Here is a 13,859-nt window from a genome sequence, read left to right as displayed (position 1 = left end):
GCGATCGCTTCAGTTGCCAAAATTCGGCTTTAGAAAGTTCTGTAATTGTTTGCCCCGGATATCGGGTTTTCTCTAGACACAACTGATAAACACGGTAGTATCGTTCCGAAACATCCATAATTGGACCGTCAAAGTCAGTAATTAATCTCAGCATGAGTGAATAAATATTTTTATTTTTTTATTATCTCAGTTAGGTGGTGTTTTTTAATCTGAGGTTTCGCGCCAAGAGGCAAGGGAGCAAAGACCGTTTCCAACCCAAGGGCAGAATTAAGAGATGGAAATTACATTAATAGTTGTAACTGTGAACCTTGCTGATTTTTACTCACTTCGATTCGGGCTTGAAACGCTTCTTTTAAGTGGGGCATATGAGTTACAGTTAAGATACAGGCAAAATCGGATGATATGGCATTAATAGCAGCAATTAGACGATCACATCCTTCCCCGTCTTGAGTACCAAAACCTTCATCTACTACTAATAATTGTAATGATGCCCCGGCTCTTTGTGCTAATAATTTGGCTAAAGCTAAACGAATAGCAAAATTAATTCTAAAAGCTTCTCCTCCCGAATAAGTTTCATAAGACCTTGTTCCCCTCGCGTCAGCAATTAAAATATCTAATGTATCTATTAATTTAGCATTCTTCTTGCTGGATTTACCACTACGTCCCGCTTTTTGGGTGATAAATTGGACGTGAAATTGATTCGCACTCAAGCGAGAAAGTAATTGATTGGCTTCTGCTTCCAATTGGGGTAAAACATTTTCAATCATTAAAGCTTGAATCCCATTTTTGCCAAAAGCTTGAGCTAATTCTTGATAAACACGCTGTTGCTGTTTACAAATTTGCAATTGTTCTCTTTCTTGTTCATATTGATTTTGTAGGGTTTCCAATTGCAGCGACATTTGTTTTAATTGTCCCAAATGAGAGATTTTATGATCTAGTTCTCGTCTACGATTTGCTATTTGCTGTTCTAAATTATTAATTTGGGCTGTGGGGTTAGCACTGTCAGTTAATTGTTTAACAATATCATCAATTTTTGCAGTTAGTATTTGTCTTTCTTTGTCAATTTTTGCTAATGAATCTTCTAAATTTTGCCATTTATTTCTTAATTGGGGATCTTGGGCTTGTGCGGATAATAATTGTTGATGACGTAACTGCCAAGTTTGCCCTTGACGCACAGCTTGACGCAGATAATTATGTTGTTCTGAACTGTAGCCAATTTCTGCAATCTGCTGTTCTAAATTAGCGATTTCTTTAGCACAATCAGAATCAATTTGTTCCTGTTGGATTTGCCCTTGTAATTGAGTAATACTTGCTGTTACTTCTGGTTTTCTAGTTGTTAGTTTTTTCTGCCTTTTTATTGCTTCTTTAATTTCCCCTTGTTTAATTTCTGCCCAGCGCAATCTTTCTACCTCATTGCGAGCGAGGGCGTGATCTTGTTCATGATAATTAAGTTGTTGAATATATTGATCTAATTCTTGAATTTCTGCTTGTTTTTCTGGTGCATAATCACCAGTTTGTAAGCAAGTTTCTAACTGTTGTTTTTCAGAAATCACTTGCATTAACTGTTGTTGGACATCCATTGTCCCCTGTAATTGGGCAGCTAATTGTCCCCGTTTTTCTCGCAATGAGTCATAACCAGATAACTTTTGGTCTATTTGCCGATATTCTTGTCTGAGTACCTGAATTTCCCGATCTGAAACCGCAATTTGTTCCCGTACTACCCAAAATTGTCCTTGGGTATCTTCATATTCTGATTGAGTTTTTTCAACAACTCGACTCCAATGATGTTCATCTAAAGGACGTTCACATAAGGGACAAGTAGCATCGGGATTTTGTAACATTTGCAGTTTTTGTTCTAGTTCTGCTAATAACTTTTCATAATCTCCTTGGTGGGCTTGTAACCGTTCAAAAAAATGTCGTTTTTCCTGCCCTTTTTCCTTGACCCTTTGCAGATAAACTCGCTTTTTATCTAGTTCTTCAATTTGCTTTTCTACCTCTATTATTTCTTTTTCTATTTGGGGTTGACGATGATGTTTATTTTGTAATTTATTTTCCTCGGCTTGCTTTTGCTCCAACCGTGCTACTAAACTAGCATGAGTGCGATCTAATTGAGTTTGCAAACTTGCCCTTTGTTGTAATAATGGTGTTACTTGCATTTGCAATTGATCTAAATTGGCTAAATGCTGACGGGCGTTATTTAATTGTAATAAAGCTGCTTCTATATCTCCAGATTTACTGAGGATTTGAACAATTTCTAGTTCTTGCTGTTCTAAAGCTGCTAATTCGGCTTCAGCTTTTTGTAATTGGCGTTCTAAATCTTGAATTTGCTTATATAGCTGCTGTTGTTTTTGTTGTTTTGCATTGGTAGCGCGGGTATGTTGTTCAAATTTGTCCGCAAATATTTCTTCTTGAGAGCGCAAATTTTGATATTGAGTATAACCAGCTTGAATATCAACTTCTTGATTTAAAATCTTTTCTAATTCTGTTAATTGGGATTTTACAGATAATTGTTCTTGTTTTAAGCGATCGCTATCTTGGCTAAGATTAGCATATCGTTGGCGCACAAAATTTAATTCTTGTTCCCAATTTTGTCTTTGATGTTGAATAACCTGTAAACTTTGCAATTGATTATTCTCAAAAGTTTGTACCTGTTGTAAATCGTGCAGTTGCGCTTCTAACTCAGCCCGTTGGTTTTCCGTTGTTTCCCGTTCTTGGAGTTGAATTTTGATATTTTCCAAAGAACGTTCTAATTCCTCCCCTCGTCCCTTGAAAAGTTTAGAGCTATCCTTGGCTCGTTCTTCTAATTCATCATACTGATTTAATTTTAATAATTCCGCTAAAATTTCCTTGCGTTCCGTGGGACGTTTGAGCATAAACTCGTCGGCTTTCCCTTGACGTAAATAAGCAGAATTAATAAAAGTCTCATAGTCTAACTTAATATGTTCGAGAATTACATCCTGAGTGGCTTTTAACCCCTTACCCGTCAAAGGACGAAACCCCCCAGGAGTTTCAATTTGAAATTCTAAAATGCTAGTTCCACCCCTAACCCGGTTGCGAATTACCCGATAAGTTTGTTGACCACTTTGGAAAGTGAAATCAATGCGGACTTCTTTTGCACCAGCATGAATGACATCATCCTCGACAGTAGCACGGCTTTCGCCCCAAATTGCCCAAGTGATAGCTTCTAAAAGAGAAGATTTTCCTGCACCATTAGAACCACAAATACAAGCCGTATGCAAGCCGCTAAAATCTAAAGCTGCATTACGGTAACTGAGAAAGTTTTTAATGATAAGTTGAACTGGAATCATTTAGGCTATAGTGCCACATTGACAATTTTAATTGTTAACAGTACAGATGCACTTTTTGTTAGTTTAGCTAACTAGTAAGCATATTTCTAGTTTTAAAGATAGCAATTTTACAAAAATTTACAATATTTAGACAATATTCAGACATTTTTTTTAATGTCAAAATTGCGCTTACTGATACAATAGGTAATATATGTGCTGAAGACATCACAAGAATCAATTTTATGGACTTTGACAAGAAGTCCCTCAGTGAGTGCTACATCTGTACTAAATACATTACTCCTGCCATAGTACAAACCGCAAGGTGGGATTTACACACCCAAATCGGTGAAGAAGTCACTTTTTCCGTCTTCAGATTTATGTAAGGTAGTTTGTCTGAATCAGGATGTCCAGGATTAAAGGATTAACAGGATGAAAATAGGAGTAGGTTGGGTTGAGGGACGAAACCCAACATTTCGTCGATTTTGCGGGGTTTGGTCTTCGTTCTACCCAAATCCAAAATCTAAAATTAAAGGACAAAAACCCAAATTTATCAAGATGTAAATTTTTACCTTCAGCGTAATTTTTCTCACCCATAAATTCTGGACTTTAGACTTTAGATAAATCATCTAAAATCCAAAATCCAAAATCTAAAATTGTTTAGGCCATTTGATTTTCAATCGCCCAACGCGCCAATTCAGTGCGGTTGTGGAGATTGGTTTTACCCAACATATTGGAAACATGGCTTTCAACAGTACGCTGACTGACATTTAATTCTTCAGCGATTTCGCGGTTAGCTAAACCCCTAGCTACAAACTGTACAACTTTTAGTTCCGTTGGGGTTAGCTGAACATCGAAAGGAACTTGGATGCGAGAAACATTGTCACTTCCTTTCGTTTGGTGTTCTTTCCAACGAACAGTTTGCTTAAGGGCAGATTCTACTTGTGCTACGAGTTCTTCAGGTTCAAAAGGCTTGACCATATATACGTCCCCACCTTTATTTAAACTCTTAACTCTATCCGTACTTTGTCCTTTAGCTGAGAGAAAGAGAACAGGAATCCAGCCGGTGCGTTCGTTTTGTCGGACTTGTTCGACAAAAGTGTATCCGTCCATTTCTGGCATCATCACATCACAGATAATCATATCTGGAACGTCATGTTCTAAAATGTCCAGAGCTTCTCTTCCATTTTCCGCCGTTCCAATTTCATAGCCTCGGAACTCTAAGTAATCCTTCACCAGCAAGATGAGGTTGGGGTCATCATCAATCAGTAGAAGTCGTTTGTGTTCTTTCATGCTGGTTTCTTTCATAACAGTGGCACTTTTCGCGCTTCGATCCATTAGGGTGTTGATATAGTTATCCTGTATGGTGGATGACTGGATTGTGTTGTCTTTTTCCCACTGAACTTATCTTGATCGCCTCTAAGTCTTAAAAGTGGTAGTCACTTTCAACATCCTAGTAGGTGGACGGAAAAAGTCTAGTAAGGATACGTATAGCAGTAGTCTTCATAATGCGCTATTATATGTCCATTTGAAAGGTGCAGGCCAAAAAACCCTGATTAAATCATCGTCCTTGTGAGTCACAAGTTGGTATTTTTTCAAGATTACCCTAGCTCAAAACTCACCCGCGCTTTCATTAGTCCACTGCTGCTTACTATATCCTTCGGTGGTGGAGCCTCCATTGAGAGGTTCAAAATCAACCGGGGAGGTTTTTAAAGTATGGGTTAAAAATGCAGATTTTTTCACCATACTAATTGCCAATTCACTGGTCTTGGATGACCTGATCTCATGACTTCTGTGCTTAACTGGCCATACCAGACCGCATCTAGGTAATATACCATTATCGTTCTAGAACAACAAACACGCAAGTTTTTGACTTGAGTTGTGAAGATGCTTAATTGAGGCTGTCTGATAACTGATGGGGTTATCGCTCCCCAATCCTGGTTAACAACATTCCCAAGTTCTAGACTAGCGGATTTGTAACAGAATTGAGAATTTATCTGTTTGTGGTTACACAAAGTCTAGAGTTTTTGTCTGAATGGGTCATGGGTAATTGGCAATTATTCCCTATTCCTTGCTCCTTAGTCCCTGTTTCTTACTCCCTAATCTCTAGTAGTTTTGGGGGTGAGATGGCTGTTTGTAGATCACTGTGCTGTTACTCCGAAAAGTAGATCCCTGATTACAGTTCTATAACAATTTCCCAAGTTTGCAAATAAATTTGTCCATATCAAAATATTCATTACTTACGCAACAAACCCTGACAACTAAAATAATTGGATATTTGCACTTAAGTACCGCCACCCTGTCCTAAGTTCGGAAACCCGTACATGAGTCGGTATTGCTATTATGTCCGATCTTTCGCTAAATTAGCACTCATGAGTCGAGAGTGCTAATTTAGCAAGAAATTTTGTATGGCAGCTGTATCTCTAAGCGTTTCCACCGTTAAACCTCTGGGCGATCGCGTTTTCATCAAAGTGAGCGCCCCCCAAGAAAAAACCGCAGGCGGTTTGTATTTGCCCGATAATGCCCAGGAAAAACCCCAAGTAGGCGAAATCGCCGCTGTAGGACCGGGCAAGCGTAATGACGACGGTAGCCGTCAACCAATGGACATCAACATTGGCGATAAGGTGTTGTACTCCAAGTACGCCGGCACTGATATCAAACTGGGTACTGAAGAATATGTACTCCTGTCTGAAAAAGACATTCTAGCAGTCGTTAGCTAGTTAGGGATAGGTGATAGGTCAAGAGTTTTCCCTATTATCTCTTTACCATTCACCAATTTGAAGACAAATTCAATTTACTATCGGGATTTAGACTTATTATGGCAAAGCGCATTATTTACAACGAAAACGCCCGTCGCGCTCTAGAGCGTGGTATTGATATTCTGGCTGAAGCGGTAGCTGTTACCCTTGGTCCTAAGGGTCGTAACGTGGTTCTAGAAAAGAAATTCGGCGCACCACAAATCGTTAATGATGGTGTCACCATTGCTAAGGAAATTGAATTAGAAGACCACATCGAAAATACTGGTGTGGCTCTAATTCGTCAAGCTGCTTCTAAAACTAACGACGCTGCGGGTGATGGTACAACCACAGCTACAGTTTTGGCTCACGCTATCGTTAAAGAAGGCTTGCGGAACGTTGCGGCTGGTGCTAATGCGATTTTATTGAAGCGCGGTATTGATAAAGCATCTGCGTTTTTAGTCGAAAAAATTGCTGAACACGCCCGCCCTGTAGAAGATTCTAAGGCGATCGCTCAAGTTGCAGCAATTTCTGCTGGTAACGATGAAGAAGTCGGTAGCATGATTGCTCAAGCTATGGACAAGGTGGGTAAAGAAGGCGTAATTTCCCTAGAAGAAGGGAAGTCTATGACCACCGAATTGGAAATCACCGAAGGGATGCGCTTTGATAAGGGTTATATTTCTCCTTACTTCGCTACCGATGCAGAGCGCATGGAAACCGTTTTTGATGAGCCTTTCATCTTGTTAACCGACAAGAAGATTGCTTTAGTCCAAGATTTAGTTCCTGTCCTCGAACAAGTAGCTCGTTCCGGCCGTCCTTTGGTAATTATCGCCGAGGACATCGAAAAAGAAGCTCTAGCAACTTTGGTAGTTAACCGTTTACGCGGTGTTCTTAACGTTGCTGCTGTGAAAGCTCCTGGTTTTGGCGATCGCCGTAAGGCTATGCTAGAAGATATCGCTGTCTTAACTGGTGGTCAAATGATTACCGAAGACGCTGGTTTGAAACTAGATACCACCAAGCTAGAAAGCTTAGGTAAAGCCCGCCGCATCACCATTACCAAAGACAGCACCACCATTGTGGCTGAAGGTAATGAAGCTGGTGTTAAGGCTCGTTGCGAACAAATCCGTCGTCAAATGGAAGAAACCGAATCTTCCTACGACAAAGAAAAACTCCAAGAGCGTTTGGCTAAATTGTCCGGTGGTGTAGCTGTTGTTAAAGTTGGTGCAGCTACCGAAACCGAAATGAAGGACAAGAAGCTACGCCTGGAAGACGCTATCAACGCTACCAAGGCTGCTGTAGAAGAAGGTATTGTTCCCGGTGGTGGTACAACCTTGGCTCACCTCGCTCCTCAATTGGAAGTTTGGGCTAATAGCCACCTCAAAGATGAAGAGTTGACAGGCGCTTTAATCGTCGCTCGCGCTTTACCCGCACCTCTCAAGAGAATTGCTGAAAACGCTGGTCAAAACGGCGCTGTAATTGCAGAAAGAGTCAAAGAGAAGGATTTCAACATTGGTTTCAATGCTTCTACCAACGAATTTGTAGATATGTTGGCCGCTGGTATTGTTGACCCCGCTAAGGTAACTCGTTCTGCTCTGCAAAATGCGGCTTCTATCGCTGGTATGGTGTTAACAACCGAATGTATTGTTGTTGACAAGCCAGAACCTAAAGATGGCGCTCCTGCTGCTGGCGCTGGTATGGGTGGTGGAGATTACGACTACTAAAATTTTTTCCTACCTTTAAATAATGGCCGCTTCCGCAAGGAGGCGGCTGTTTTTTTGCACGCAGAGGCGCGGAGGCGCGGAGAGAATATTGAGTTTTAATTCAACTTATCTATAAAATTTGATCAGCCTGATTTTTTAATTCTGGGGATACCATCTGATCAGGTTGAGGAGCAAACTCTTTTTTTGTTGATTCCCACTTTTTTAGGGATATTGTAGCTGCTATAATAGGACTCAGGCTGTTCAACAACGATATTATTTTGAGGAGGTTTCACTATGACTCAAATTATTAATCATCAATCTAATTATCAAAAATTACCCGAAATTGTCAAAACTTTGATTGACAATAATCCTCTTTATCAAGAAAACTTAGATAGAGAGAAAATGATTGAAGTGATTAATCATAATTTTGATCCTATTGCTGTCCCTGATGTTAATAATATCTCTCAGGGGGAATTAACGAAACGTATTAAAAGTATTTTATCTTTACATTTGGTTTCAGGAATGTTAAATGATTTGACTCCAGAACAAATGCAAATTTTTGATGAATCTGTAAAACGTGGGGGTTAAATGGGTTATTTATTAGATACGAATATTGTTTCAGCCTCACTAAAACAGAACATTGAAGTGGCATTGAAAATTACAGAAATACGTCGTCAAGGTGACTTTATCGGTATTAGTGGCATAACTTATTATGAAGTTCAAAGAGGACTTTTAAGAAGTAATGCGACTAACAAATTGGCTTGGTTTCAAGAATTTTGTCAAGATTATCCTATTTTGTTTTTAAATGATCTGAGAATATTTGAAAAAGCATCAGAAATTCATACTGATTTAACAAAGAGAGGTAAAATAATTCAAGATGCAGATATTTTGATAGCTGCTACTGCTATTATTCATAATTTAGTTTTAGTTTCTCACGATTCTGATTTAACTAGAGTTAAAGATTTACAGTTAGAAAATTGGTTGATTTCTTAGTTAATTGTTGAGTAAAATGTAAAATATAATGTATACCGTTGCAACTTTTTCTGAAAAAGCATTGTAACCAAACTGACTACAAGCCAATTAAGATCGCCATAAATACAGAAACAAAGGTATCTATGACTTTAAAAGATTTAGAACCAGAACTCCTGGCATTAAGTCCATCCGAAAAAGCACAAGCCATCCAACTCTTAGTGCGAAGTTTAAGCAATGTTTGGCAAGGAATTGAAAAAACTCCTGGAGTGTGCGGTGGTGATGCCAGAATCGCCAATACTCGCATCCCTATTTGGTCACTGGTAAATTATCGTCGTCTAGATGCTTCTGATGCTCGAATATTGCAGGATTTTCCCCACTTGAAAGCAGAGGATTTAGTCAATGCTTGGGGTTATGCTGATGCTCATTCAGAGGAAATTGAGGCTGCCATTTGTAGGAATGAGGAAAGTTGAAAAATGGCACGTCTTTATGCCGATGAAAATTTTCCTCTGCCTATTGTAGAATTGCTGCGGATATTTGGTCACGATGTTCTAACTACTGAAGAAACGGGAAACTCTAGATTAGGAATTCCTGATGAAGATGTTCTAGAATTTGCGATCGCGGATAAACGCGCTGTTTTGACACGAAATTGGGATGATTTTAGACGACTGCACCGATCTCAACCTAACCATTTTGGAATTATTCTCTGCAAGGAAGACTTAAATACAGAAAGACAAGCAGCACTTATTAATAATGCTATTTCTGCTGAAGGTACTCTTGAAAAGAAATTAGTTAGAGTGATTCGTCCGCAGCAATAATCTCTTTTGCTTGTTGTTGATAATTTACTGGGGGTTTTTCTTGATTATTTAATCTCAGTTGTTGAATTAATTGTTGTAATAACCATTGTTTATCTTCAATGGAGTAAGTTTTTAATATTTGTTCAATTTCAATAATCTTAGGTGATGGCATAAGATTTTAATAGGAACAGTTTAGTTATTGTTATAATAGCAAATGGTTGGGTAAAACGGAATCAATATCATGGGGTTTTTAATGATATTTAAAGCCATTGTACCCAACCTACAACTATAAGATTGGCAATCGGATTACTTTCTAGTCAAGTTCCCCATTAAACCGCCCCCAAGAAGACCAGTCAATGCTCCACCTGCTGCTGCACTAGCAAGAGGAGCAAGAGCTAGTCCTCCTGTTGCTACTGTTAGTGCAACTCCTCCTACAACCCCTGCCGCAACTCCTACTCCAGTTGTGACTGGTCCTTGTTTTATACCCTCAACCCAGTAATGCTGAACCCAATGCTCCGCAACTTTAGTTAAACCATGCATCATAATCCAATTCCTTTTTTATTTAGTAGCGGTATTATGTAATTTATAAGCCAATAGGTTAAGTTAAATCTATTTGCTTATGCAAAATATTCTATCTTTTCATTCTTAGATTATTGTAGGATTTAGTACACAAATTCCAGTAGGATTTAGTAGGAATTGGTAGGAATTAGTATACTTGTAGTATCAGAGATATAGGACTCCTATTTGATTTTTGAAAAAACTCAGTATACCTTAATTCCTTCTTTTCTGTTCCCTGTTCCCTGTTAAGAGTTCCCAGCCTCTACGGGTAATTTCAGTAATCAAACCGGATTTCTATATATTGATGTAATCATATATGAATAATATTGAAGATGTTTTACTACACATGGATAATTTAATTTTTGAAACTACTGGTGAACATCTTGCTCCCGTAGAAGAAGCCATAATCAAAGGTGTTTGGCAAGGTCAAAAATATCGGGAAATAGCTATAGCTTTTAATAATTGTAGTGAACCTCACATTAAAAAAGAAGCTGCTAAATTATGGAAAAAGCTAGGTCAATCATTAGGAGAAGACCTGAATAAAGATAATTTTCGTTCTAGAGTAGAAAAAAAATATCGTGTTTCTCAAGGTGATAATTTCGGTTATTGTGTACAAGTAAATGAAGGATATATTATTTGCGATAAACCTTTACAACCTCCCAACTATAAACAAGATAATTTTAATGCTCCCAAACCCCAACATCAAACCCCCAGAATTGACTTAACAAAAGCACCAGAATTAAACTACAATTATGGACGCACTTCTGAAATTTCCACACTGAAAGAATGGATATTAGAAAATAAAACCAGACTAATCAAAATTTATGGATTAAGTGGAATTGGTAAAACTGCTTTAACTCTGAAACTAATATCAGAAATTAAAACAGAATTTGATTATATTATTTATCGCAGTCTTGATAATCTTCCTAAATTAATAACTCTTAAAAATGACATTCAACAATTCTTCTCTCAATCACAAAAACCATTACCAGAAATCCTCGATTATTTAAAATCATATCGTTGTTTAATAATTCTTGATAACCTAGAAAATATTTTTCAATCTGGTAACTTTGCAGGTCAATATTTAATAGAATACAAAGACTATAGTAAATTTTTTCAACAAATTGCCACTTCATCTCATCAAAGTTGTGTAATTTTAATTAGTTCCGAAAAACCTCCAGATATAGAAACTTTAGAAATTCAAAACAAACACACAAAAACATTATATCTTCAAGGGTTAGGAAAAGATGCTAAAGCAATATTGAGAGAAAAAGGTTTAAAAGATGAGGATAAATGGGATGAATTAATAAGACTTTATCAAAGTCATCCTGGTTGGTTAAATATTATCATATTAGCTATTAGAGAATTATTTAATGGTCAAGTTTCCCGATTTTTCATAGATGAAGATGATGTATTTTTGGGTGACATAGTAGCACTTTTAGAAAATCATTTAGAACGTTTATCAGAGTTAGAAAATAAGGTTATTCACTGGTTAGCAACACAAAACGAATCTATAGATATTTCTCAAAAACCTGCTGATATTGAATTATCCAATGCTAGATTTTTGCAAATTATACAATCTTTAACACGACGGTGTTTAGTAGAAAAAGTGTTAGGAGAAGAAGGAGTAAAATTTCAGCTAAATTCTTTATTTAAAGCATATTTTTGGTTAAACCAAAAAATTACCAATTAGAAAAATAACTTTTTTAAAAGAGACGTTATTTACAACGTCTCTAAAATCATTAAAACTCCGCGTTTTCTGGTGTGCGAGGGAACGGAATAACATCCCGAATATTACCCATACCCGTCATAAATTGTACCAACCTTTCAAACCCCAAACCGAAACCAGCATGAGGAACAGTCCCATAACGACGCAAATCTAAATACCACCACAAATCTTCCGGGTTCATACCTTGTGCTAAAACCCGTTTTTCTAAAATATCTAACCGTTCTTCCCGTTGGGAACCACCAATAATTTCCCCTATTTTTGGTGCGAGAATATCCATAGCGCGGACGGTTTTTTCATCATCACTTAACCGCATATAAAAAGCTTTAATTTCTGCGGGATAATCTGTCACAATGACTGGCTTTTTAAACAGTTGTTCGGCTAAATAACGTTCATGTTCTGATTGTAAATCAGCACCCCAACTCACAGGATAATCAAATTTAACATCAGCTTTTTCTAAAAGTTTAACTACTTCTGTATAAGTCAATCGTTCAAATTGATTGTTAATAATATTATTAGCAGTTTCTAAAACAGTTTTATCAATGCGTTCATTAAAAAATTCCATGTCTTCTGGACAAGTTTCCATTACATATTTAAAAATGTATTTCAGAAACTCCTCAGCCAAATCCATATCACCTTCTAAATCACAAAAAGCCATTTCTGGTTCAACCATCCAAAATTCGGCTAAGTGACGAGAAGTATTAGAATTTTCTGCGCGGAATGTAGGACCAAAAGTGTAGACATTAGTAAAAGCCATAGCCATAATTTCGGCTTCCAATTGTCCACTAACTGTTAAATATGCAGGTTTGCTAAAGAAGTCTTGACTATAATCAATTTCTTGATTTTGACTTCGCGGAACATTCTTTAAATTAAAATTAGTAACAGTAAATAATTCTCCAGCCCCTTCGCAGTCACTAGCAGTAATAATGGGAGTATGTACCCATAAAAAACCCCGTTCGTGAAAAAATTGGTGAATAGCAGTCGCGCAAGCATTTCTGACCCGAAATACCGCACCAAAGGAGTTAGTTCTACCGCGCAAATGGGCTATGGTTCTTAGAAACTCAAAGGAATGACGTTTCTTTTGCAGAGGATAGGTATCAGGATCAGCGTCTCCGTATATTTTCACCGTATCCGCTTTTAATTCTATTCTTTGTCCTTTACCTTGGGAAGCTACTATTACTCCTGATATTTCTATAGAAGCACCTGTATTGATTTGTTTTAATATTCCTTGATAATCTGGTAAATCTTGATTAATCACAACTTGCAAATTACCCAAAGATGAACCATCATTAACTTCTAGGAACGCAAATCCTTTTAACTCGCGTTTTGTTCTTACCCAACCTTGGACTACCAAAGTTTCTTCTGGTTTCCCACTTCTTAATATTTCTGCAATACGACGATTTAGCATTTTCTACAACTGTTTTTTTTGACTATATAATACCAATTATAGCAAAATAGAGCCTGAAAATCGGATAAACCGAATCATAAAATTTCCGATTTGAGATCATTGGACTTGGTTTAAATAAAATCCCAAATCTAAAATCCCAAATCTAAAATTCCATCATCCAACCCAAGATTTTAGTAACCAACCTATAATAACGCCTAAACCGCCAAAACGGATAGCTTGCCAAAAAGGTCTTTTTAGGGTATTCCAAGAAAACAACCGGCTTTCTAAGTTGATTTCCAAGGTTTCCAACTGTTTTTGAATGCGGGTTAACTCGGCCTTGATTTCTGGGGTCTGTTTGCTATTTTGCTTTAAATTCTTTAATTCTTGTTGCCATTGTGCCTTTTGTTCTTGATCATTTTGCACTTGGGTATATCTATCCTTCAAGAATCTTAGTGAAGTTTCTACTTCCTCTAATTCCCGTGCAAAATCTAGGTAGGAATTTTCCTCTAAATTAGTCATTAGCGATTAGTAATTAGCTATGATGATTAAATCATAAATTTTACTCTTAACTTAGCACTTAGTATTATGTTGCAAACCAGTCCACTAAATGAAATTAGCACTTTAGAACTAGCACAAGCCCTCATGGAAAGGTTAAGGATCACTCCAGATGATTGGCATCGTCTCAAATCTAACCGCAATGCCC

General features: G+C 37.5%; 14 protein-coding genes and 1 pseudogene. 8 read left to right on the top strand and 7 right to left on the bottom strand.

The annotated features are described in order from the left end of the window. From ACIR310F_RS26630 to ACIR310F_RS0104170, 3 genes and pseudogenes are all read right to left on the bottom strand, one after another. A pseudogene (locus ACIR310F_RS26630) lies at positions 1 to 154 on the bottom strand (HAD family hydrolase); the annotation flags it as partial. A 127-nt stretch (positions 155 to 281) separates the two neighbouring features. After that, the gene (gene sbcC / locus ACIR310F_RS0104175; protein ID WP_028082736.1) at positions 282 to 3,308 is read right to left on the bottom strand and encodes an exonuclease subunit SbcC; all 3,027 of its coding nucleotides are present in this window, start codon (positions 3,306 to 3,308) and stop codon (positions 282 to 284) included. Between the two features lie 636 nt (positions 3,309 to 3,944). Then, on the bottom strand, positions 3,945 to 4,622 hold the full coding sequence (locus ACIR310F_RS0104170) for a response regulator transcription factor (protein ID WP_028082735.1): 678 nt from the start codon (positions 4,620 to 4,622) through the stop codon (positions 3,945 to 3,947). Positions 4,623 to 5,692: 1,070 nt separating this feature from the next. Here ACIR310F_RS0104170 and groES point away from each other — a divergent pair. The 6 genes from groES (at position 5,693) to ACIR310F_RS0104130 (ending at position 9,506) form a co-directional block, all read left to right on the top strand. Further along, positions 5,693 to 6,004 carry a co-chaperone GroES gene (groES, locus tag ACIR310F_RS0104160; RefSeq protein ID WP_028082734.1) on the top strand — a complete coding sequence of 104 codons (312 nt, stop codon included), beginning with the start codon at positions 5,693 to 5,695 and terminating at the stop codon, positions 6,002 to 6,004. Between the two features lie 98 nt (positions 6,005 to 6,102). Continuing rightward, a complete protein-coding gene (gene groL, locus ACIR310F_RS0104155) occupies positions 6,103 to 7,740 on the top strand; it encodes a chaperonin GroEL (RefSeq protein WP_028082733.1) in 1,638 nt (545 codons plus the stop codon). A gap of 273 nt (positions 7,741 to 8,013) precedes the next feature. Next, positions 8,014 to 8,307 carry a hypothetical protein gene (locus tag ACIR310F_RS0104145; protein ID WP_028082732.1) on the top strand — a complete coding sequence of 98 codons (294 nt, stop codon included), beginning with the start codon at positions 8,014 to 8,016 and terminating at the stop codon, positions 8,305 to 8,307. Beyond that, positions 8,308 to 8,712, top strand: a complete 405-nt coding sequence (locus tag ACIR310F_RS0104140; protein WP_028082731.1) for a type II toxin-antitoxin system VapC family toxin — start codon at positions 8,308 to 8,310, stop codon at positions 8,710 to 8,712. A gap of 122 nt (positions 8,713 to 8,834) precedes the next feature. Continuing rightward, the gene (locus ACIR310F_RS0104135; protein ID WP_028082730.1) at positions 8,835 to 9,161 is read left to right on the top strand and encodes a DUF433 domain-containing protein; all 327 of its coding nucleotides are present in this window, start codon (positions 8,835 to 8,837) and stop codon (positions 9,159 to 9,161) included. A 3-nt stretch (positions 9,162 to 9,164) separates the two neighbouring features. Next, a complete protein-coding gene (locus tag ACIR310F_RS0104130) occupies positions 9,165 to 9,506 on the top strand; it encodes a DUF5615 family PIN-like protein (protein WP_028082729.1) in 342 nt (113 codons plus the stop codon). On the opposite strand, the gene ACIR310F_RS25195 is transcribed toward ACIR310F_RS0104130, so the two are convergent. Both ACIR310F_RS25195 and ACIR310F_RS0104120 read right to left on the bottom strand, forming a co-directional pair. Next, positions 9,481 to 9,657, bottom strand: a complete 177-nt coding sequence (locus tag ACIR310F_RS25195) for a hypothetical protein (RefSeq protein ID WP_155963615.1) — start codon at positions 9,655 to 9,657, stop codon at positions 9,481 to 9,483. The genes ACIR310F_RS0104130 and ACIR310F_RS25195 overlap by 26 nt on opposite strands. A gap of 134 nt (positions 9,658 to 9,791) precedes the next feature. Then, positions 9,792 to 10,028, bottom strand: a complete 237-nt coding sequence (locus tag ACIR310F_RS0104120) for a hypothetical protein (RefSeq protein WP_028082728.1) — start codon at positions 10,026 to 10,028, stop codon at positions 9,792 to 9,794. A gap of 331 nt (positions 10,029 to 10,359) precedes the next feature. Between ACIR310F_RS0104120 and ACIR310F_RS0104115 the strand changes: the two genes are divergently transcribed. Continuing rightward, entirely contained in the window at positions 10,360 to 11,736 is a 1,377-nt protein-coding gene (locus tag ACIR310F_RS0104115; RefSeq protein ID WP_028082727.1) for an AAA family ATPase, read from the top strand. 49 nt (positions 11,737 to 11,785) lie between these two features. Here the strand turns inward: ACIR310F_RS0104115 and asnS are convergent, their stop codons facing one another. Both asnS and ACIR310F_RS0104105 read right to left on the bottom strand, forming a co-directional pair. Beyond that, entirely contained in the window at positions 11,786 to 13,177 is a 1,392-nt protein-coding gene (gene asnS, locus ACIR310F_RS0104110) for an asparagine--tRNA ligase (protein WP_028082726.1), read from the bottom strand. 153 nt (positions 13,178 to 13,330) lie between these two features. Continuing rightward, the gene (locus tag ACIR310F_RS0104105) at positions 13,331 to 13,675 is read right to left on the bottom strand and encodes a sll0565 family protein (RefSeq protein WP_028082725.1); all 345 of its coding nucleotides are present in this window, start codon (positions 13,673 to 13,675) and stop codon (positions 13,331 to 13,333) included. A 66-nt stretch (positions 13,676 to 13,741) separates the two neighbouring features. Between ACIR310F_RS0104105 and ACIR310F_RS26625 the strand changes: the two genes are divergently transcribed. After that, positions 13,742 to 13,859, top strand: a 118-nt coding sequence (locus tag ACIR310F_RS26625; protein ID WP_231387387.1) for a DUF6439 family protein, incomplete at its 3' end; no start/stop codon positions are given.

The organism is Dolichospermum circinale AWQC310F, assembly GCF_000426925.1.
GTDB lineage: Bacteria > Cyanobacteriota > Cyanobacteriia > Cyanobacteriales > Nostocaceae > Dolichospermum > Dolichospermum circinale.
This window is presented reverse-complemented; position numbering and strand designations above follow the sequence as displayed.